The organism is Aquimarina rhabdastrellae (assembly GCA_947387485.1).
Taxonomy (GTDB): Bacteria; Bacteroidota; Bacteroidia; order Flavobacteriales; family Flavobacteriaceae; genus Aquimarina.
In genome coordinates this window covers 153,562-175,040 of record CANDNT010000002.1, presented here as the reverse complement: position 1 = coordinate 175,040, position 21,479 = coordinate 153,562, and the positions used below count along the sequence as shown (strand labels likewise).

Sequence of the window (21,479 nt, the reverse complement as noted above, 5' to 3'; positions counted from 1 at the left end):
TACCTTTGAATAAAAATCAAAAAGATGAGTACTACACGACTAGACGGCAGTTTATATACGAAGATCGAAAATAAAGTAGCTACTATAGAATTTGGACATCCAGCAAGTAATTCTTTTCCATCAATATTGCTTGATAGATTAGCAAGAGCTTTTGAAGAACTGGATACCAATACAGAAGCACATGTGATTGTATTAAAATCAGAAGGAGATCGTGCTTTTTGTGCTGGAGCATCTTTTGATGAGCTGTTAGCAATTACTACAGAAGAAGAAGGAAAAGAGTTTTTCTCAGGATTTGCAAAAGTAATCAATGCTATGCGTAAATGTAGTAAGCCAGTAATTACACGAGTACAAGGAAAAGCAGTAGGAGGAGGAGTAGGTTTAATTTCGGCATCAGATTATGTGTTGGCAACAGAAGCTGCGGCTATAAAGTTGAGTGAATTATCTATAGGTATAGGCCCTTTTGTAATAGAACCAGCGGTAACACGTAAGATTGGTGTTGCAGCTTTTGAAACCTTATCATGGGATGCTACATCATGGCAAAATGCGTATTGGGCAAAAGATCATGGACTTTATGCTCGCGTATTTGAAACGATAACTGAATTAGATAAAGAAGTATTGCTATTTTCAGAGAAACTTGCTGGTTATAACCCAGAGGCACTTAAAGAAATGAAGAAAGCAACATGGAAAGGAACAGAAGAGTGGGAAGAATTATTATTTGAAAGAGCAGCTATTTCAGGAAGTTTAGTACTTTCTGAGTTTACAAAAAAAGCATTAACAAAATTTAAAAAGTAAATGGATATATTAAGTTTTATAGGAGGAAATGGATTATTCCTCATACTAGGAGTGGTAATTGTTATCTTGTATTTCGTAAACCGTAGAAGAAGATAAATAGGGTAAATAAACTTACCTTTGTACAGGAAATCAACCTAACGATAGATAGTAAAAAGAGAAAATGAGTAAAATTCGAATCACAAAGCAATTTACCTTTGAGACAGGACATGCGTTATATGGATATGATGGTAAATGTAAAAATGTACATGGACATAGTTATAAACTAGGAGTAACAGTGATAGGAACACCTATAACAGATATTTCTCATGTAAAACATGGAATGGTGATAGATTTTGGAGACTTAAAGAAGATTGTCAAAGAAGAAATCGTTGATCGTTTTGATCATGCTACAGTATTTAATAAAAACACTCCTCATTTAGAACTAGCTCAAGAGCTTAAAGAAAGAGGACATAGTGTGATTTTAGTAGATTATCAACCTACAAGTGAACGTATGGTGATAGATTTTGCAGATAAGATCAAAAAAAGATTGCCAGAAGGTGTACAACTACACTCATTAAAACTACAAGAAACCGAAACTTCGTATGCCGAGTGGTATGCTAGTGATAATGAATAGAACTTCAAACAATACTGTGAAAATACCAGAAGGAAAAAAAGTGTATTTTGCTAGTGATAATCATTTAGGTGCACCAACGCCAGAACAAAGTTTTCCACGAGAACAAAAATTTGTTAGATGGTTAGATCAAGTTAAAGAAGATGCAGCTGCTATATTTATTCTAGGAGACATGTTTGACTTTTGGTTTGAATATAAAACTGTAGTTCCTAAAGGGTTTACCAGAACATTAGGGAAATTGGCCGAGATTACAGATGCAGGAATTCCTGTATATTATTTTGTGGGAAATCACGATCTGTGGATGGATGGTTATTTTGAAGAAGAACTAAATATTCCGGTATATCATAAACCACAAGAATTCACCTTTAATAACACTAGCTTTTTTATAGGTCATGGTGATGGATTAGGGCCTGGAGATAAGGGGTATAAACGAATGAAAAAAGTTTTTACAAATCCTTTTTCCAAATGGTTGTTTAGATGGTTACATCCAGATATTGGAGTACGACTGGCAAAATATTTATCAGTAAAAAATAAATTGATTTCAGGAGACGAAGATGTTACTTTTTTAGGAGAAGATAATGAATGGTTAGTACAGTATTGTAAACGAAAATTAGAAACAAAACATAGCGATTATTTTGTATTTGGGCATCGCCATTTACCAATGACCATCACCCTTAACGAAAAATCTAAATACATTAATTTAGGAGACTGGATAGGGTATTATACCTATGGTGTATTTGATGGGAAACACTTAGAATTGAAAGAATTCGAAAAAGACAAGTAGATATAATATTAATCTAATGTTAAATAATAAAGAAGCGAAGTGATAAAATATCTCTTCGTTTTTTTTATGAAGTATAGTTGAGGATAGGTAATACATATATTGTATGGTAAATCCTTTGTGTTAAGTACTTAAAATCATTAGAAAGTATGTGGAATCTCCATATACGAAAAAGACTGATTGATGATTAATTTCATACTCACAAATCATTTTAAAAATAAAAACATGAAGTTGATCAAAGTTTGCATAAGCTTATTCTTTTTAATAGTAACAAATACATATGCTCAACATATTGGACAAGGAGTAACAAGTCCTGATGATTGGAGAGATTATTCAAACTTAGGAATTTACGTTGATGTAGATACTTCTGGTTGTGGATTTGAGAGTACACCACATTATTTAGTGAGTATTGAATCTTTAGAAGAATTAGGGTATCATTGGGGATTAACTGGATTACCAGCGATATACAGACCTACGCCTACAGGTTTTAGAGTATATTTAAGATGGGCAGATCACCCATCTGAAGAACCTACTATAGGTAGTTTAGCGTTTGCAAATCCATTAAGAACTTCTACTGCGATTGATAGACAATGGGTGATTAGATGGACAGGAATCGAACAAAAAGATTGCCCTAGCAGACAAACACTTAAATGGAAAGAAATAGAATCTGAAAACCTCAAAATATATCCAAATCCGGGGCATGATAAAATATCAATAGCGAGTGAAGAAAAGGTATCAGTTTATGAAATATATGATTTGAATGCTAATATTGTTAAAATTTCAAATAAAGATACTATTGATATAGCTGAGTTACCTAATGGGAAATACATTGTAAAAGCATTTACAAAGAAAGGAATTATAACCAAAAAGTTTATAAAGGAATAGTGAGTTTCAGTTTAAAGAGTGTTAAATTGAGTGAAGTTTAGATAGAATTTAGAATAGCTTTTTAAGTTGCATTAAGTTTTTTTATAAGAAACTCACTAAACAAAAGCGGATGGAATTATTACAATTCCATCCGCTTTTTATAGTTATAAACTAGATTATTCTCTTATATAAACCTGTAAGGAATTGCTTTTTTTCATGGCATATGATAAAGCTTTACCATTAAAAGATTTTTCTGGTTTAAAGTTTAACAGTGATAAAACAGGAGGTAATTGTAAGTTCCATGATGAAGATTTTTTCATTTCACCAGGTACAAGCATTACAACATGTCCATATGAGTTTTCGGTATCAATAACTAGAGATAACCCACCATTATTAGTATGTTCCATTGCCTGGTCCAAATGTTGTTGATTAAGAGCACTACCTAATTTTTTCCATTGATTTGAACGGGAAATAATGGGACGAATACTATCATAAATCACATAACCATTTTTTTGATCTTTAAAATCAGCTATAGAATAAGTCTGACTAATGATTTGAGAAATAGAATTTCTACAATGATTACGCTCAGAAGCTTGTTGCTTACAAGCGATAAAATCAGAAACTACAGTTGTGAAATCTATAGTAGGAGTTGATGATGTAGTATTTGTGGTATGATCATCTTGTAAAGAAGCTGGTTTTTTAGATTCTTTACGAGTACGCTCTCTACTTTTTTTCACCATAGGAGACACTTTGGGCGCTGTTTTTTTAGTATCATCTTTACAAGCAAAACATAAACTTATTGCAAGTATAGGTAAAATTAGTTTTTTCATATTTGAGGGTTTCATTTGAAGTACGAAGATAGTATATCTATAATCATAAACGGTTTTGAAAAATAAATATTTGAATACAAAAAAACGGATGCGATTACCCTTTATCGCATCCGTTCTTTGAACATAACCAACAAATTAAATGATTGTTGCAATTGCAACTGAGAGATACACCTCGTTTTTTGATTTGATTCAAATATATGGTGAAACCATAAACCTATAAAGTATAAATGAGTGAACGCGTTTGTTTATTGAGGGAAATGACCTTTTTTATAAAAAAGCGTTAAAAAAGAGATACTACTTGTATATCAAATGAGTTTTTAGAAATAAAATACTGCATAAAATTAAAATTCATCATAGCATTATTTAAGATCCAAGCATCAGAAGTTATAACAATATGATTGCTTTGAGCTAGAACTTTATCGGGATTATTATCTAAATGTATTTCCCATTCAAAATTATGTGTAATGGCTAATTCATAGAGTATAGTTTTTAATCGACCACTATTAGAAACAGGAGCATCAAAATACCATATAGCTTTGGTAATACCGAGCTCTTGTAAAGTTTTTCCGATTAATAAAAGAGCTTCTTCTGTTTTTTTAACACGCTTATAAGTACCATGAACACTTGAAATATCTCTATAATAACCATCTAATCCTTCAAATAAATATGCACCAGATAAAGCACTTTCCATAATGATTAGTAGATTAAAACCATCGATAATTACTGTTTTTTGTGATAGTTGTTCTGCTGGTAAAGACTTTTCACTTCTTAACGAAATAGCTTGTTTACTGGCACTCATACCTTGCATCACCATAATTTGTCTAGCATTAAGGCGATAATGATGACCAACTAATTTTACAGATGATTTTTCGGCATAACCACGAGATAATAAATAATGCATATCATGTACAGCAGCTCTTATTTTTTGCTGTTGTTTGATGTTTCCAAATAAACGATCATCGCTTGCTTCTTTTCCTCGATTGCGTTTAGGTGTTTCCATAATTAAGTTTTTAATTAGAAGGTAAAAAAGGTTCTAAAAAACCAATAAATTCAGTTCCTGTATGATTCCAGCGAATACCATGACCACTAGCTACACGAAGTTCAAAAACTAATTTATGTTTATAATGATAAAAAATATTCCACCATGTGTGTTCTTGAATCATTGTTGATAACAAATTAGTAACAGTTTCTTCTTTTTGTATCGGAGAACCAGTTATGCTACCCCAAAAGGTTTCAGAAGAGCGACCAATGTGTTTTTCCCAAGCTCGAGTAGCAACTTTTATTTGTGAATTAAAAGGAAGCATAGCACTATGGAGTAAAACTTTGGCAGTAGGAGGAATAGCTTGTTCATCTCTAATACTAGCCGAGGTTAAACGTTGTCCAAGAATCAGTAAGACATCAGCAATAGGAATTTGTTCAAAAAGAAGAACAGATTCTTCTAAAGAACAGTTTTTATCAACGGTATTTAACCATGGTTGAAATGCCAAGAAACTATGAGTAATAGAAGGAATGATTTCTTCGTCAAACCATGGTTTTGGTCGTGTTTCAGTTATTCCGTCTATATAAAATATACTTAATTGAGCAGCTAATTTTTCTAAATGCTCTTCATGAAGTAACCTATGATATTTTAAAAGCCATTCTTGAGAGAGGGAAGGGCGAATAGCTAATAATTGATTATAGATTGATGAGACCTTCATGATTGAGAATGGTAAAAATTATTACGAATGGTGTATACAAGATGATTAATAATTGTTTTATTAGGTTTTTCTTGTAAAGTACTTTTATCAAATGAAAATAATAATTCTTCTTTTAGTTGTTTAGCTTTTTGAATGAGGTAATCATAATTATAAATTCCTTTTTTTATATCCAATAAATAAGAGCTATCATTTTTTCTATAGACTTCTATTTTGTGTTCCATAGCAATTTCTTTGGCCATAGATAATAACCTAAAAGTATGCATCATATTTTTAGCATCGTAATTTTTGCCATGTGAAATAGTATTTAGATACCTATGCTCGTTACGTTTTTGAACCCATGACCAATACTCTTTATATTGTTTACAATAAGAAGAGTACCCTTCTTGATTATAATATAACATACCAATAGGAGTATGATCTTTTGGAACAGATGATAAACGAAGTTCGTTAGCATTTTCAGTGCAAATACCTTTATAACTAGAATCAGTGTCATAGAATAAATTATAACAACCTTTCATATGAGGTAGCTTAACAAGACCAAAGTATTGAATATTGAAATTTTCTTTCTCAAGAAAAACTTTCAATGGAATAGAGGTATTGTTCTTATATATATGACAAAAATCTAATATGGATTTTCGCTCTTTTTCCATAGGATTTAAAATCTTTTTATTGAGACCGTGAGCCTTTTTTATCTGAGTAAAAGCATAATTTACAAAAGTGTTTTTACATAGTTTGGATAAAAAATATTCAGCTTTAATGAGATCAAATAATGAATTTTTCTGAATGATACAAAAGTCAGGAACGAATAATAATTCTAATATATTAGGATTATTTTTTTCTAATAAAGAAATGAATTTTTTGAGTTCATAAAAAACAATATCATTAGTTTCATCATTGATTTGATCTATATGATCTAAACTATAGAAATCTTTTTTAGGATGGATAAATACGCCACGAATATCCGTATCAGAATTTTTAGAATCTAAACCATAGGATTTACTCCCACTAATACATTCAAAAATAATATGTCCAGAGGCTCTAAGTTGTTCTATGTTTTTCATAACATGATTTGTTTATATAAAAACTGATCTATACGTTCTAAGTCAGGTTTTCCAGATGGAAGTGATTTAGCGTATAATTCATTATTTTCAATAGTAAATAATATCCATTTTATAAGTTCTTTAGGTATGTCATGTGTATAAGATTCATTTTGTACTGATTTTATTGCTAATAACTCTTGTATTTGTTTTCTAATAGAAATAGGTACTAACTCGAACATTTGAGATATTAATACGGGAGGCATAGTTTTCTTTTCTAAAACCCATTGACCAGCAAGTGTTGTACGAATAGCATAAAATATAGATTTAAGTTTTGTGTTTTCTGTAATTGCTGAAGTGTAGTTTTTACTCATATTTAAATAGTGATACATAGCCGCTATTGGAGAAAAACAATCTATAGCAATAGGTTCTATTTCTTTGATGAAATTAGGAGATGATAGATAAGTTATAGGAGAATATAAGTGTTCTAAAACAGCTACATTTGATTTTTTTAAAAGACGTAACGTTTTACGAAGATCCCAACCTACAGCATCAAAATCTCCTTCAAGAATTGAAATAGTATCTTTTTTTTCTGAAATGGATAAGTACCATTCAATAGGTTTCGTATATATATAACGTACATCATAATCACTATCTGGTGAAGCCATTCCCCAGGCTCTGCTTCCAGATTCACATGCATGTACAATTTTAATATTATGTTGCTTTTCGAGTTGATATAGTTTTGTTTTCATTTGTTTCTTTATTTGATAAAACAAAGTTGAAAAGTATTTGCGCAATGTATTTACGTAGTTCTTTTTTGATATACTTTTTTTAATAAAAAAGCAGTAATTAGGATAGGTATAAAAAGACAAAAAATAACAGAGGATAATATATAATTACTACCCCCATGTATTAAAATAGTTTAAAAAATCAACAGCAAAATCGAAGAGTTGATGAGAGAATTGTTCAAAATTAGGAATGAATAAAAAAGAAGAGATAGCAATAGAAAAACCTAATAATTTAAAATAAGAAGAAGATCTAATTTTATCAATTAGAAAACACCAGAATAAGGGGATACCGTAGAACCAAATAAGAATATTAAGTTCTCTGTAAGTAAAACCTGATAAATCTTCTAGAAGTTTTAAAGAATGATATGTAATTTCAAAAAGACTTTTGATCATGAAAACAAAAAAAGCGCTTAGCGCGCTAACATTACATAGGTAAAATTTCGATAACCTTACCATATACATTTTTGGTCCATCCATTGATATGACCATGATTGTTTCCTATAAGTAATCCACGTTTTTCGTTTTTACCTTTTACCAAGTGTGTAAAACAATTACCACGTACTTTACAAAATACAATATCACCTGTTTTACATTCTTGCCATGTTATAGGCTGTAATCTTACAGGTTGTTTTGATTTAAGTAAAGGTAACATCGAATTACCAGGTTCTTTAGAAACAATTGTTTCTCCATCCAATAGTTTTTGAATCTTCCAATTCATAATCATAGTTTTAAATTAAACATAAATTCAAGAACTACGGAATGTTTTCAATATCAAAAATATATAAATTATAGTAAAGCCCACTAAAATAAGTAGGCTTTTTGATTATTGTTGTTTACGTTTTCTTCTTTTTCTTTTCAAAGGTGCGTTTTTTTGTACATCACCTGCCATGATACATCCATAAGGAAGTACCTGATCGATAACAGTACCTAAACCATACTTTTCCATTTGTGCTCTCACAGTATTAGCATTTTTATAAGCACTAGGTAATTCGGTAATATCAATTTCATTAGAGAAAAACCTAACATCTAGACCAGCGGTTTCTTCTTCAAAGATTTCGGTATAGGTTTTTCCTTCTTTAGATTTACGATGTTGAGTACGGCTTAAATTTCTTCCAGTACCATGAGGAGCAAAACCTAAATTAGCGGTAGTAGTAGTTCCCTCTACGATTAATACAGGCTCGGCCATATTTAGCGGAATCAATCTAGGACCAGTAATATCGGGCATAAATTTGGGATCAAGCGGCGTAGCTCCTTTAGCATGATAAAACAAGTCTCCATCTTTAAAAACAAAATTGTGTTCGTTCCAATAACGATCTTTTGCTTTTAAGTCTAGCTTTTGTAAAGTTGCATTATGAATGCACTCATGATTCTTTTTTGTCCATTTACGTATGATTTGTAAAGCATCCCAATACATTTCACCTTCTGGAGTCTCAAATGGAATCCAGGCATTTTGCTTTAGTGTATCTGGAGAAATTTGTTTTCTAAAACGTTCCGCAATTTTCATTCCTTTTTTGTATAACAAAGCTCCTGGAGCTCTAGAACCGTGATGAGTTACCAGCATAGTATCTCCAGTTTTTTCAGAGACTCCTACAAAAAGAAAATGATTTCCATCTCCTTGAGTTCCTAGATGAGCTCTGGCTGCTCCTATAATACGATCTTCATTGAGTAAATCATTGCTTTCAAATTCAGATAATAACTCTGTTGGAAATCTAAATTGTGTATTACGATCTCTACCACCAGGACCAAAATGTGTAATATTATGTGCTGTATCCAATACCGTTTTTGGATCTGTTTTACCAAAGTTAGTAAGCATAACAGAACAGCATATATCGGCACTATGCATACCTGGGTGAATCGCATTTTTTGCAACAGCTACACCACCTACAGGGATAGTCCCGTTTGCTCCAGTAGGACATGCATCAGGCATGATAGTTCCTGCTACTAGAGTAGGTGTTTTTAATAGAGTATGCATAGAAGAAACTACTTGATCTACGTTATGTTGTTCTACAGGGTTTGTAGCTTCAATATTAATAGCAAAAGGAATTTCTTCTTGATGTAACTCCATAGTTGGGGGAGATTTATATTGCTCTAAATAAGCCAACATTGCATCTCCTTCTAATTGATGTTCGTTGATATGAGCAATAGCTTCAGGAAACCATTTTCCCGAAGAAAACCCTAATTTAACTAATGTTTTTCCAGTTATATTCATAATGTTTTCTTTTGATGATGAAGCAAAGGTGATGATCATTTACGCAATTATTTTGCGTTGTATAAGTTTTCAATGGATTTATTTAATAAATTACAGAATAAATGAGGAGTATTTTGTTTTTTGACAAAATACTTAAAGGAATTATAGTGTTTTTTTTGAATTATTTTTTGATTATGAATCATGACGAGTTTAGGGTAATTATGTTTAGTGTTTTGTTTGGTTAAATATTCTAATAATAAATAATTGGAATTTGAATTAACATTAATGAGATTAATATTATGTATGTTTTTGAAAGATTTATGAAATAGTATAAATTCTTGATTATTGGTATATAAGAGAAATATTTTCCTTTGATTTTCTTTTAAAATTGAGCAAAGTTTTTTTTGTTTTTTAAATCTCAATATGTAATTGTTGATTAAAAGTATCACAAGAATTACGAAAAGAATTGGAGTTAATAAAATGACTATAAATAATAAAAAAGGAATTAATAGTACTTTTAAAAAGAATGAAGAATTCATGATAGGCTAAAAAAAGGAAAAACTCTAGGAATTATACTGTGATAGAGACCTAGAATTGTAATAAACATATTGATTGACATAGACTATTTGCGTACTGCAAAAATATCTTTAAGTTGTTGTACCATTCCACCATTGCCATTTACGGTAATTTCGCCAATTTTGTCTGCAATTTTTTCTACAAACTCCATTTCTTTTAGTTGATACAACATCGTATTTTCTTCCATAAGTTTGGCTGTATTTAATAGACTACGTGTAGCAGCAGTTTCTTCTCTACGTGTAATGCTATTAGCTTGGGCACGTTTTTGTGCTACCAAAACTTGATTCATAATTTCCTTCATTTCACCAGGAAGAATCACATCTCTAATACCACTATTTAATACTTGAATACCAATTTTTTGAGCTTGCTGTTTTACTTCATCAAGGATAATTTGAGCAATATCATCTTTACGATCTAGAATTTCGTCTAGTGTATATTTTCCGATGTAGGCTCTTAATGCAAGCTGTAACATTACATATAGTTGTTTCTCATAGTCTTTGATTAACAATAATGCTTTTTCGATATCAGTAATTTTATAATGTGCATAAAAATTAATTCTAATTCCTGCTTTATCTTTGGTTAATAGTTCTTGACCTGTAATTTCAAGTTGTAACTGTCTCAAATCAGCTTTGGCAAGCTTAATAGTTTTTTCATTTCTCCAAAAACGATAGATACCACTACCTAAGGTTTTAACATAAACATCATCAACCATTAAGAGTGCTTTTTCATATGTGGCGACTTCAAAACTGCGGATATATCTATTAAGCAACATGTGATTTAACACACTTTTATTTATCTTTTCGGTAATGTAGATTTTACTCAAATCTACTTTGATAAAAACCAGATCAAGCATAGGTTTCCAGAAAATGTAGCGACCAGGAGTCAATACTTCCTTTAGGTTATCATTTTTATAAACCAATGCTAATTCATGATCTTTCACATCAACAATAGTTAATAAAGCTGCAAGCTGTTCGTCTTTAAGTAAGAGTTCCAAAGCTATTGGAGCGTCAAAAGGTTGTGTAAGATCAAAACGAGATACTTGTTCTCTAATACCTAGCCAGTGTTTCCCAGCGGTAATGAAACGTTGGTAATCATCATTTTTGAAAACCAAACCAATTTGCCCTTGATTAATGTGTACTCTTTTCATAGTTTTAGAATTTTGATTAATGATTACTTAAATAAACATTGCAGTTGTAACGGAACTGATTTGTTTTTTTATTAATGGGCGTGTCCCTATCGGGCCGGGCTTTTGCTACTCGCTTTTTGCTATACAAAAGAGCTCAAACAAGCGCTCAATCCCTCACGCAATACTTCGATTTAAAAAGATTACAATAACAAACCCTCTTTTATAAGCGGATTTTTAACAAAGTATAATCTTCACAAATAATGTTACTATACATAGATGTTCTAGATGATAATAACTGTTTTATAAAACGATAGCGATTCTTTGTAAGAGTGCTATATACTTTATGATAGGTTAGAGCCAACATAGAAATCAAAAGTATAGTAAGACTACATCTTTTGATTATACGATAACTAAAATTCAGGCGTATGCCAGAGTGTTATACCTAATGATATAACCGATTAGTTATTGTAATCTTTACTGATGTTTCACGATCAGAGCATCTGTTTTACAAGTGATGCAACTTTGGGTTTAATGGTTTTTAAGACCAGTGCATTCGACCACTCTGCCATTCCAAATACGGAAGTAGGATTCGAACCTACGAAACAAAAATCTATTGCTTAACCAGACTAAGCTACACAACCAAAATGTGATGGGATTCGAACCCATGTAAATAGAATTGATAATGATTATTTGGTCAATCGTAACCTTTAAGTCAAGTTGGATATAGCATACAATACACTATGCAGTATACTATACAATGGTGCTATATAGAAACACACAACAAGACTTGCTTAAAGTGAGTGCAGTAGGATTCGAACCTACATGCTCCATAGAGACCAGATTTACAGTCTGGCGAGCCAACCAATTGCTCAATACACTCAGTGATGACCTCGCTACCATAATATGCTTCTCATGGACTAGTAGCGAGGCTGATGCTAACATCTCCAAAATGGTGTTAGCGTTCGTTTTTGATTGTGGTACAAATATTTCCAAAGAGATGCGCAATGTTTTTACGTAGTAGAAAAAATTTTGGCATCCTTTTTGAAAACACGACATTGAGAAATAAAAATCACCGCTTGAATTATGGTGATCTGATGATTTTTTTATTTTTGGATTGTGCCTATAACACATGTATATTTACTGTTTGGCAATATTTAAGCTAAAAAATCGTTACATTATATTGTCAAGCACATAACTAATAAACCTAAATAGAGACCCAAACATTATGAAAAAACTATTTTTACTATTATGTATTTTTGCTAGCAGCCTAACAATCCAAGCTCAAGAAGATTGGAGTGAATTAAAAGAAGAATATACTAAATTATATTCATTAGCTACTGATATAAGCAAACAAACGGATAAGATTAAAGTCAGTAATCGTGTTATTTCGATTGTTAAATTATATGGTACAGTGTCAATTAAACAACAATTAGATAGATCTAAACCTAAAATTAAAAATCACTATAAATATTCTTTAGTTAAGGCAGACGGTAATGAAATACCATTAAAGAAAGTTCAAACTGAAAAAGTGATGAATAGTTTTAAGATGGTTTTAACAAGAGTTAAAGAAAGTCTAGAGAAGAATCACCAAGAAGAAATAGATGATATTTTAAATAGTCTTTAAAAAAATAAATAGGGAGAATTAAAAATTCTCCCTATTTTATTATTGAATACTAGCAGCAGCTTCACATAATCGTCTAGCTCTAGCACCTGCAAGTCTCGCAGCAGAAGCTGCGTAGCTTTGTGATACACCAGAATTCCTTAAGTCATTATAAGTAATAGCTTCTACTTCTAATCCTTCTAAATCACATTCCCAATTACCACCAGTAATGTTTTTTTGCATGTTTTTTGACAAATGTGTAATACCTTTTAACTCTAAAATTTTTGATTTCATAAAATTTGATGAATTTAAATTAAACTTACCTTAATAATAAGGGTTGTTTTATAACTGAAAAAACAAGTAAATATTGTTTTTTGTAGCATTTAATCTTTATAAAAAAATGAATGATGATTGATGAATATATTGATCTATTCGTTTTTTGTTGATGTTTTTGGGTTTCATAGATAAAAGTTTTAAAAGGTTAATAAAAGGTGCCGTTTCTTTTTTGAATGAAGAAATATGAGTGTTTAGAGACAGTAAACATCATAGGTAGAATACCACGGCACAAACGGAATAGGTTTGCGGAGAACAAAGGAATCGAACCTTTACCGCTTTTAAACGGACTTGTTTAGCAGACAAGCACAGCAAACCAATATCTGTCTGTTCTCCAGTTATCTTACAATATGTCAAAGAGCATAAAAAAACCCGATCTTTATAAAGATCGGGTTATATAATATCGTTATAGTATAGTTCTTATACTATAAACCTCCGATCTTGTTTAAAATAAACAACACTTATACTGAAGTATCCTAACTCGCAACTAGTATACTTTATGTTTTGTGATATGTCTCTAGATAATGAGTGCATATATGTTGTTGTTTAATGACTATATATAGTCTTGATTAATATTTAGTTATACAGTCAAAAAATATAAATACTTGTTTTATTTTGACGTTGCAAAGATTAGAACTTAAATTTAATTCTCCAAATAAAATCTAATATTTTTTTTAAATTAAAGTATTGATTATCAGTTGTTTGTGTGTAGTTTTTAAGCAATAGAAATGCTGTCCACAATTGTTGTAGATACGATTAGTATTGCAATAGCTTGTCTATCTTTTGCTTAACCTTCAAATATTTGATTTTATATTAGTTTAACTGATTGCTCATTTTTTTCTTAAATTTTTTATTTCTTTTGATTGATTATTAGGTTTTTCTATAAATCATATGATTTTAATCCATAAAAAAAGCGCCCATTATTATGGACGCTTTAGTTAATATAGTGCTTTTCTTTTTCTAGATAATTTCGATTTCAAGTGAATAAGCAACTGGTAAACGTCCGTGTAATTGTAAAGAATATACTTTACAAAATCTACTTGATATTTGAGAGTTATGAAATAACACGGCGTTTATATTTAATTATTTTTATACTTATTCTAGTACAAATATCTAAATAAATAATTCTAAAATCCAAATTTTAAGTATAAAAAACGATTTTTTTGTTACTGCGTAAATAAATTGCGTACTTAGTATTTCATTTTATATCAATAAAAAAATAGCAGTTATGGCGGTTAATAAAAATGCATTAATTAGATATAAAACTATAGATAAGTGTTTGCAAAACACGTTTAAACAATGGACATTACAAGATTTAATTGATGCTTGTTCTGATGCGTTATACGAATATGAAGGAAAAGACACCTATGTAAGTAAACGTACTATACAATTAGATATACAAATGATGCGTAGTGATAAGCTAGGGTACAATGCTCCAATTATAGTGTATAACCGTAAGTATTATAAATATGAAGATACTAGTTATAGTATAACTAAGATTCCTATCTCTGATCAAGATTTAGATCGATTATCAGATACAGTTGCTTTCTTAAAGCAATTTAAAGGGTTTTCTCATTTTAGAGATTTAGAAGGAATGGTGCAAAAATTAGAAGATCATGTATACACTCATAAGAACAATGAAACTCCTATAATTGATTTTGAAAAAAATGAAGAGCTTAAAGGATTAGAATTCTTAGATGAATTGTATCGTGCTATTCAGCAAAAAAAAGCTATAGTGTTAACTTATAAATCATTTCAAGCTAGAGAAGAAAGCTCGTTTGTTTTTCATCCTTATTTATTAAAAGAATTTAGAAACAGATGGTTTGTGATAGGAATAAAGAAAAAGAGAGAAGGGCTTTTAAATTTAGCTTTGGATAGAATAATCACTATAAAAGAAACTACAGAGGAGTATAAGCCTAATAGAACTGTAGATCTTACTACGTATTATAAAAATGCGATAGGTGTATCGGTTAGTCCTACTATGCCAACAGAAAAAGTGGTCTTATATGTGGTACATAAACATGCTCCCTATGTTTTGACTAAACCGTTTCACGCTAGCCAACAATTGATAGCAAAAGATAATTATGGTATAACGATTTCTCTTGATGTACAACACAATTTTGAACTAGAGAAAGAGATATTGAGTATAGGAGATGGTATTAAAGTAATTTCGCCTCCTAGACTTAAACGTAATATTATTGATAGAATTCAAGGTGCATTAGATAGTTATAATACAGAAATCACTGCGTCTGGACTTAAGACGGCCAAGAATAGATTAGCATTCAAAGGATTTTCTATTATGAATTACGTATATACCAAACGTGAAATAAAAAAGATTAGGAATGTTTTGGATTCGTATATTAAAAATACAAAAGAGAAAGGATATGGGATACGAGCTATTATAAAAAAAATACCAGAGTTAAAAACGCTCTTATTAAATGATAATCTAAAACGAATTATTGAAATTATAGACGATAAAGCTGTATTGATCAAAGCGATTTATTTTGATAAACCTGCAAAGAGCAATTGGTATGTGACATGGCATCAAGATATCCCTATTAATGTTGAAGAGAAAATAAAAACCGAAGAGTATACTGAGTGGACATTTAAACAAGAAATTAATAGTGTTTGTCCTCCAGAAAGCATACTGAAAAATATTTTTACGATTAGAATACATTTAGATGATACAAATGAACGCAATGGAGCATTAAAGGTTGTTCCTGGATCACATCATAAAAAGCATACTAATGAAGAAATACAACTAATTACCAAAAACTCGATACCATATACTTGTGATGTTTTAGCTGGAGGAGTACAATTGATGAAACCATTGTTATTGCATGCATCATCAAAAGCAAAAAGCTATAAAAGAAGAAGAGTATTACACCTAGAATTTTCTTCTGAAAAATTAGCTAATGGATTAGAGTGGTTAGAAAAAGAGATATTAAACTAAACGTTGTTGTATAATAGAAGGAGATAATGTTATGTATATCTGACTTTGAGGAGTTAAAGGTGTAGGATGTGTAAAGAAAACTCTTTGTGAATTAAGTAGTGCTTCTATATAGTAATGACTTCCTTTAAAATAAGATTGCAGGGCAGTAACTTTACAATTTGAAGATGAGGTAACCGTCAATTCATGAGGATAAACAAGTAGTGTTTTTTCTTTAGAAATAGTAGCGTCAAATAAATAAGCTGGTAATTCATTAACCTCATCAAATAATGAAGCAATATAGATTGAAGATGGTTGGTGATATAATTCTAAGGTAGGTTGTTGTGTTAATAATATCCCATCTTTCATAACTAGAGTTTCATCGGTAAATGATAAAACATCTGTAGTATCATGAGTAGCTACAATACAAGTTATGTTTTTTGACTTAAGGTAAGCAAAAAGTTGACGTCTTAATTTATTCTTTCTGTGGTTATCAATATGACTAAAAGGTTCATCTAATAATAACACTTGAGGTTCTTTTGCTATAGCTTTGGCTAGCGCGATACGTTGCTTTTGACCACCACTTAAGTATTTTACCTTAGTATTTGCATAAGCGGTCATTTCTACGATTTTAAGAAGTTCATCTGTTCTTTTTTTGCTTTCTTCAGGATAAAATCGAGATAAAAAAGTATTGATATTTTCTGCAGCCGTAGTAAAAGGCATAAGATCAAAATCTTGTGCTAGATATTTTATATAGGATTCACCAGGAACAAGATGATAACTAGGTCCTAATACTTGAGTGTCTTCCCAAAAAATAGTGCCTTGATCAAGATCAAATAAACCATAAATTAATTGTAAAAGAGTACTCTTACCACAACCACTTTCGCCAATTACGGCAATGTGTTGTCCTCTCTGTATTGTAAAACTAATATTACATACTACAGGAGTATCAAAATAGGCAAATGAGATATTTTCGACCTTTAACATAGTGGGCAAAGATATTAAACAAAAAACCATTTCTAATACTAGAAATGGTTTTTTAAAAACACTGAATTAATTTGTTTAATTCTTTAATTCGTTATGTATTTTCTCTGGTAATACTTCATATCCCATATTGTATAATGTAAAACCAAGCATATCTGCAGATTGATCTATAAGTTTACTTACAGGAGTACCAGCTCCATGACCAGCATTAGTTTCAATACGAATAAGAACTGGATTAGTTCCAGATTGTTTTGCTTGTAGTTCTGCTGCAAATTTAAAAGAATGCGCAGGTACAACACGATCATCATGATCTCCAGTAGTAACCATAGTTGCAGGGTAAGCTATTCCTTCTTTTACATTATGAACAGGAGAATACCCTTTTAAATACGCAAACATTTCTTTATTATCTTCTGCTGTACCATAATCGTATGCCCAACCAGCACCAGAAGTAAATGTATGATAACGAAGCATGTCTAATACTCCTACACCAGGTAAAGCTACTTTCATTAATTCTGGACGCTGCGTCATTGTAGCTCCTACTAACAATCCACCATTAGAGCCTCCTTTAATTGCTAAGAAATCGCTAGAAGTATATTTACTGTTGATTAAAAACTCACCAGCAGCTATAAAATCGTCAAATACATTTTGCTTTTGCATTTTTGTCCCCGCATCATGCCATTTCTTTCCATATTCGCCACCACCTCTTAGGTTTGCTACAGCATAAATTCCACCTTGTTCCATCCATACGGCATTACTAATGCGAAAATTAGGAGTAAGGCTAATATTGAATCCTCCATATCCATAAAGAATAGTTGGATTTTTACCATTGAGTTCAATACCTTTTTTATATGAGATAATCATAGGTACTTTTGTACCATCTTTAGACGTGTAAAATACTTGTTTACTCTCGTATGCTTCAGGATCAAAATCAATTTCTGGTTTACGATATAATTCAGATGTACCATTTGCTATATCGTAAGTATAGATACTACTAGGAGTTGTATAATTAGTAAAAGAGAAATGTAACGTTGAATCTTCTTTTTTTGCTCCAAAACCACTTGCAGTACCTACACCAGGTAATGAAACCTCTCTAACTTTTTTACCGTTATAGTCATATTGGATGATTTTAGAAATAGCATCAACCATATAGTGAGCAAAGAAATAACCACCTCCTGTGTTAGGACTTAATACATACTCAGTTTCAGGAATAAAATCAACCCAGTTTTCTGGAGTAGGGTTGGCAACATCTGTAGTTACAATTTTTTTATTTGGAGCATTAAGATTGGTTACCAAAAATAATTTACTTCCGTCATTTTCGATTATGCTAGTGTCACTATCTGTATGATCTAGAATAGTAATCAATTTACTATTAGGATCGTTAAGATCTTTTATGAATAATTTGTTTCCAGAAGTAGATACACTTGCCGAGATGATTAAATAGCGATCATCTTCTGTTACACTGGCACCTACATAACGATGTTTTTCTTCTGGAGTTCCTCCGAAAATAAGTTGATCGTCTTTTTGTGCAGTTTTAAGTTTGTGGTAGTATACTTTATGTTGATCTGTTTTTGCAGAAAGTTCACTTCCTTTTGGTTTATCATAGCTAGAATAGTAAAAACCTTCATTTCCTTTCCATGAGATTCCAGAAAACTTTACATCTACTAGAGTATCTTCAATAGTTTCTTTGGTTTCTGCATCAATTACAATAATTTTTCTCCAATCACTACCTCCTTCAGAAATAGAATAGGCAGCTATTTTTCCATTTTTAGAAAAACTTAACCCACCTAATGAAGTAGTACCATCTTTACTAAATTTATTAGGATCTAAGAAAACCTCTGGAGTATCTCCTTCATTTTTGAATCTATAAACTACATATTGGTTTTGTAATCCATCGTTTTTATAAAAATAACTATAGTCTCCTTCTTTAAATGGAGCACCTACTTTTTCATAATTCCATAAACTAGATAGACGGTCTTTTAAATCTTTTCTAAAAGGTATTTGATCTAGGTAATTAAATGTTGTTTTGTTTTCTTCTTTTACCCAATTTTCGGTTTCGGGACTGCGGTCGTCTTCGAGCCATCGATATGGATCTTTTACTGCGGTACCAAAATATGTATCAACGGTGTCAACTTTTTTTGTAATAGGATATTTCAAATTAGTATCGTTTTTGGTATGATTTTGGTTGTTTTCGGTTTTACAAGCAAAAAATATGCTTGCAAAAGCTGCAGAGAGAAATACTTTTTTCATCATAATGGGGGTTATTATTTAATACAAATCTATATAAAAGAGAAAGAGATAATCCTAATAAAATGTAAAAAGGCTGCATAACGCTGAATACTAATCTTTTTGACTAGTGAATATTACGTTTTGGGGTATAACATAATATCTTCTATGCGTTTGCAGCCTAAACTTTTTTTGAGGGGGCAAAAAAAGATCGCTTAATATATTAAAAAATATAATATAACGACTGATACAAAGGTGAATTAAGAAGAAATTAACAAGTAATAACAATATGTTTTTTAGAATAAATAATAGATAACCTTGTATAATCTTTTAAGATAAAAAAAGACTTTTCAAATTAATGAAAAGTCTTAATTATATTGAGGTACTTTTTATATAAAGTATTATACGAGATTTTCGGCAATAAGGTGCTCTCCTATTTGAACAGCGTTTGTAGCAGCACCCTTACGAAGGTTATCTGCAACTATCCACATATTTAATGCATTTTGTCTCGAGTGATCTCTTCTTATTCTTCCTACAAAAACATCATTTTTACCTTCGGCATAAATAGGCATAGGATACGTATTTGTATCTGTATTATCCTGAACGGTAACTCCAGGTGTTTCACTTAAAATTTTACGAATATCATTTTCTATAAAATCGTTAGCAAACTCAATGTTAACACTTTCACTGTGACCACCTACAACAGGAATTCTAATAGCAGTAGCAGTGACAGCTATAGTGCGATCGTCGAGAATCTTTTGTGTTTCATTAACGAGTTTCATTTCTTCTTTTGTATATCCATTGTCTTGAAAAACATCACAATGTGGAATAGCATTACGGTGTATAGGATATGGATATGCCATTTCTCCTTTAGCACCACTATATTCGTTTTCTAATTGCTGTAAAGCTTTAACACCTGTACCTGTAATAGATTGATATGTTGAGATAACTACACGTTTGATCTTGTATTTTTGATGTAAAGGAGCTAGAGCCATTACTAATTGAATAGTAGAACAATTAGGATTAGCAATAATTTTATCTTCTTTGGTTAAATCTTTGGCATTAATCTCTGGAACAACTAATTTTTTTGTTGCATCCATTCTCCAAGCAGAAGAGTTGTCTATAACAGTAATACCTGCTTCGGCAAATTTAGGTGCCCATTCTAAAGAAGTACTTCCTCCAGCAGAAAATAAAGCAATATCTGGTTTCATTTCTACTGCAGTAGATAATCCCACTACAGGGAAATCTTTACCTTTAAAACTAAGCATTTTTCCAATCGATTTTTCTGAAGCAACAGGGATTAATTCCGTTACAGGAAAATTTCTTTCTTCTAATACTTTTAACATCACGGTTCCTACCATTCCGGTAGCACCTACTACAGCTACTCTCATAATTGATAATTTATATTGCCATTAACTGGCAGCAATTTTTAGATTTTTTAATGTTGGCAAATGTGAGAAATATTTTTAGTACTCACATCATTTATAAGTAGATATCAAAAATAGCATGTTTATGTTATATATTTAACTAATTAAAGCATAAAAAAAGACCGCTCAATTCATGAACGGTTTAAATATTAAAATATATAGTGTAGCGGTTACGTAGTTATTGTTTATTTTTAAGTAAGTCTCTAATTTCTGTAAGTAATTCTTCTTGAGTAGGTCCAGCAGGTGGTTTTGGAGCTTGTTCTTCTTTCTTCTTGGTTTTTTCATAAGCTTTAAGTACTAAGAAGATAAATAAACCTACAATAATAAAGTTAATAGTTGCTTGTATTAGATTACCGTAAGTGATAACTGCGGCACCAGCTTCTTTGGCAACTTTGAGGCTTTCATAACTATTACCATCCAAGGCTATAAACTTTTGTGTAAAATCTGTTCCACCTGTGATAACTCCAACAATAGGCATGATAATATCAGCTACAGCAGAGCCTACAATTTTGTTAAATGCACCACCAATTACAACAGCAGTTGCTAGATTTACAATATCTCCCTTTAATAAGAAAGATTTAAAGTCTTTAAAAAATCCCATATTTTTTGTGTATTTAGTTGATTACTAGTTACTAATTTAACTAAAAAACAAATACACTATCTTATGATAAATAAAAATAAGTCAAAGGTTTAT

The 21,479-nt window shown here is 31.0% G+C and carries 20 protein-coding genes and 1 tRNA gene; 6 read left to right on the top strand and 15 right to left on the bottom strand.

Annotated elements, in window-relative coordinates:
• Positions 1–24 precede the first annotated feature (24 nt).
• The 4 genes from ACYEKI_RS05415 to ACYEKI_RS05400 all read left to right on the top strand — a co-directional run bounded on the left by ACYEKI_RS05415 (position 25) and on the right by ACYEKI_RS05400 (position 3,068).
• Positions 25–792 (top strand): enoyl-CoA hydratase/isomerase family protein, encoded by a 768-nt coding sequence (locus ACYEKI_RS05415; protein ID WP_459210152.1) that lies wholly within the window; start codon positions 25–27, stop codon positions 790–792.
• 160 nt (positions 793–952) lie between these two features.
• Positions 953–1,405, top strand: a complete 453-nt coding sequence (locus ACYEKI_RS05410; protein WP_459210151.1) for a 6-pyruvoyl trahydropterin synthase family protein — start codon at positions 953–955, stop codon at positions 1,403–1,405.
• Positions 1,406–1,421: 16 nt separating this feature from the next.
• Positions 1,422–2,186 (top strand): UDP-2,3-diacylglucosamine diphosphatase, encoded by a 765-nt coding sequence (locus ACYEKI_RS05405; protein WP_459210550.1) that lies wholly within the window; start codon positions 1,422–1,424, stop codon positions 2,184–2,186.
• A gap of 222 nt (positions 2,187–2,408) precedes the next feature.
• Entirely contained in the window at positions 2,409–3,068 is a 660-nt protein-coding gene (locus ACYEKI_RS05400) for a T9SS type A sorting domain-containing protein (RefSeq protein ID WP_459210150.1), read from the top strand.
• A 155-nt stretch (positions 3,069–3,223) separates the two neighbouring features.
• Here the strand turns inward: ACYEKI_RS05400 and ACYEKI_RS05395 are convergent, their stop codons facing one another.
• The 10 genes from ACYEKI_RS05395 to ACYEKI_RS05350 all read right to left on the bottom strand — a co-directional run bounded on the left by ACYEKI_RS05395 (position 3,224) and on the right by ACYEKI_RS05350 (position 12,169).
• Positions 3,224–3,877 (bottom strand): hypothetical protein, encoded by a 654-nt coding sequence (locus ACYEKI_RS05395; RefSeq protein ID WP_459210149.1) that lies wholly within the window; start codon positions 3,875–3,877, stop codon positions 3,224–3,226.
• 280 nt (positions 3,878–4,157) lie between these two features.
• Positions 4,158–4,877 (bottom strand): DUF434 domain-containing protein, encoded by a 720-nt coding sequence (locus ACYEKI_RS05390; protein ID WP_459210148.1) that lies wholly within the window; start codon positions 4,875–4,877, stop codon positions 4,158–4,160.
• A gap of 10 nt (positions 4,878–4,887) precedes the next feature.
• Positions 4,888–5,574: a hypothetical protein gene (locus ACYEKI_RS05385; protein WP_459210147.1), complete on the bottom strand. Its 687-nt coding sequence runs from the start codon at positions 5,572–5,574 to the stop codon at positions 4,888–4,890.
• Positions 5,571–6,635: a nucleotidyltransferase domain-containing protein gene (locus tag ACYEKI_RS05380; RefSeq protein ID WP_459210146.1), complete on the bottom strand. Its 1,065-nt coding sequence runs from the start codon at positions 6,633–6,635 to the stop codon at positions 5,571–5,573. The genes ACYEKI_RS05385 and ACYEKI_RS05380 overlap by 4 nt, the downstream gene beginning before the upstream one ends.
• Entirely contained in the window at positions 6,632–7,363 is a 732-nt protein-coding gene (locus tag ACYEKI_RS05375) for a nucleotidyltransferase domain-containing protein (RefSeq protein ID WP_459210145.1), read from the bottom strand. Before ACYEKI_RS05375 ends, ACYEKI_RS05380 begins: the two co-directional genes overlap by 4 nt.
• Before the next feature lie 147 nt (positions 7,364–7,510).
• Positions 7,511–7,792 carry a hypothetical protein gene (locus tag ACYEKI_RS05370; RefSeq protein ID WP_459210144.1) on the bottom strand — a complete coding sequence of 94 codons (282 nt, stop codon included), beginning with the start codon at positions 7,790–7,792 and terminating at the stop codon, positions 7,511–7,513.
• Positions 7,793–7,823: 31 nt separating this feature from the next.
• The gene (locus tag ACYEKI_RS05365) at positions 7,824–8,117 is read right to left on the bottom strand and encodes a hypothetical protein (protein WP_459210143.1); all 294 of its coding nucleotides are present in this window, start codon (positions 8,115–8,117) and stop codon (positions 7,824–7,826) included.
• Between the two features lie 105 nt (positions 8,118–8,222).
• Entirely contained in the window at positions 8,223–9,608 is a 1,386-nt protein-coding gene (locus ACYEKI_RS05360; RefSeq protein ID WP_459210549.1) for an RtcB family protein, read from the bottom strand.
• A gap of 601 nt (positions 9,609–10,209) precedes the next feature.
• Positions 10,210–11,310, bottom strand: coding sequence for a slipin family protein (locus ACYEKI_RS05355; protein ID WP_459210142.1), 1,101 nt, complete (start codon positions 11,308–11,310; stop codon positions 10,210–10,212).
• 776 nt (positions 11,311–12,086) lie between these two features.
• Positions 12,087–12,169, bottom strand: a tRNA-Tyr gene (locus ACYEKI_RS05350).
• Between the two features lie 345 nt (positions 12,170–12,514).
• Between ACYEKI_RS05350 and ACYEKI_RS05345 the strand changes: the two genes are divergently transcribed.
• Positions 12,515–12,913 carry a hypothetical protein gene (locus ACYEKI_RS05345; protein ID WP_459210141.1) on the top strand — a complete coding sequence of 133 codons (399 nt, stop codon included), beginning with the start codon at positions 12,515–12,517 and terminating at the stop codon, positions 12,911–12,913.
• A 39-nt stretch (positions 12,914–12,952) separates the two neighbouring features.
• On the opposite strand, the gene ACYEKI_RS05340 is transcribed toward ACYEKI_RS05345, so the two are convergent.
• Positions 12,953–13,183, bottom strand: coding sequence for a hypothetical protein (locus ACYEKI_RS05340; RefSeq protein ID WP_459210140.1), 231 nt, complete (start codon positions 13,181–13,183; stop codon positions 12,953–12,955).
• Between the two features lie 1,267 nt (positions 13,184–14,450).
• On the opposite strand from ACYEKI_RS05340, the gene ACYEKI_RS05335 reads away from it, so the two are divergent.
• Positions 14,451–16,175 (top strand): WYL domain-containing protein, encoded by a 1,725-nt coding sequence (locus ACYEKI_RS05335; protein ID WP_459210139.1) that lies wholly within the window; start codon positions 14,451–14,453, stop codon positions 16,173–16,175.
• Here ACYEKI_RS05335 and ACYEKI_RS05330 read toward each other — a convergent pair.
• The 4 genes from ACYEKI_RS05330 to mscL all read right to left on the bottom strand — a co-directional run bounded on the left by ACYEKI_RS05330 (position 16,167) and on the right by mscL (position 21,386).
• Entirely contained in the window at positions 16,167–17,138 is a 972-nt protein-coding gene (locus ACYEKI_RS05330) for an ABC transporter ATP-binding protein (RefSeq protein ID WP_459210138.1), read from the bottom strand. The two genes, ACYEKI_RS05335 and ACYEKI_RS05330, sit on opposite strands and share 9 nt — an antisense overlap.
• A gap of 75 nt (positions 17,139–17,213) precedes the next feature.
• Complete coding sequence (locus ACYEKI_RS05325; protein WP_459210137.1) at positions 17,214–19,382, bottom strand: prolyl oligopeptidase family serine peptidase; 2,169 nt, start codon at positions 19,380–19,382, stop codon at positions 17,214–17,216.
• 377 nt (positions 19,383–19,759) lie between these two features.
• Entirely contained in the window at positions 19,760–20,749 is a 990-nt protein-coding gene (locus tag ACYEKI_RS05320) for an aspartate-semialdehyde dehydrogenase (protein ID WP_459210136.1), read from the bottom strand.
• Between the two features lie 214 nt (positions 20,750–20,963).
• Positions 20,964–21,386, bottom strand: a complete 423-nt coding sequence (mscL, locus tag ACYEKI_RS05315) for a large conductance mechanosensitive channel protein MscL (protein ID WP_459210135.1) — start codon at positions 21,384–21,386, stop codon at positions 20,964–20,966.
• Positions 21,387–21,479: the final 93 nt, after the last annotated feature.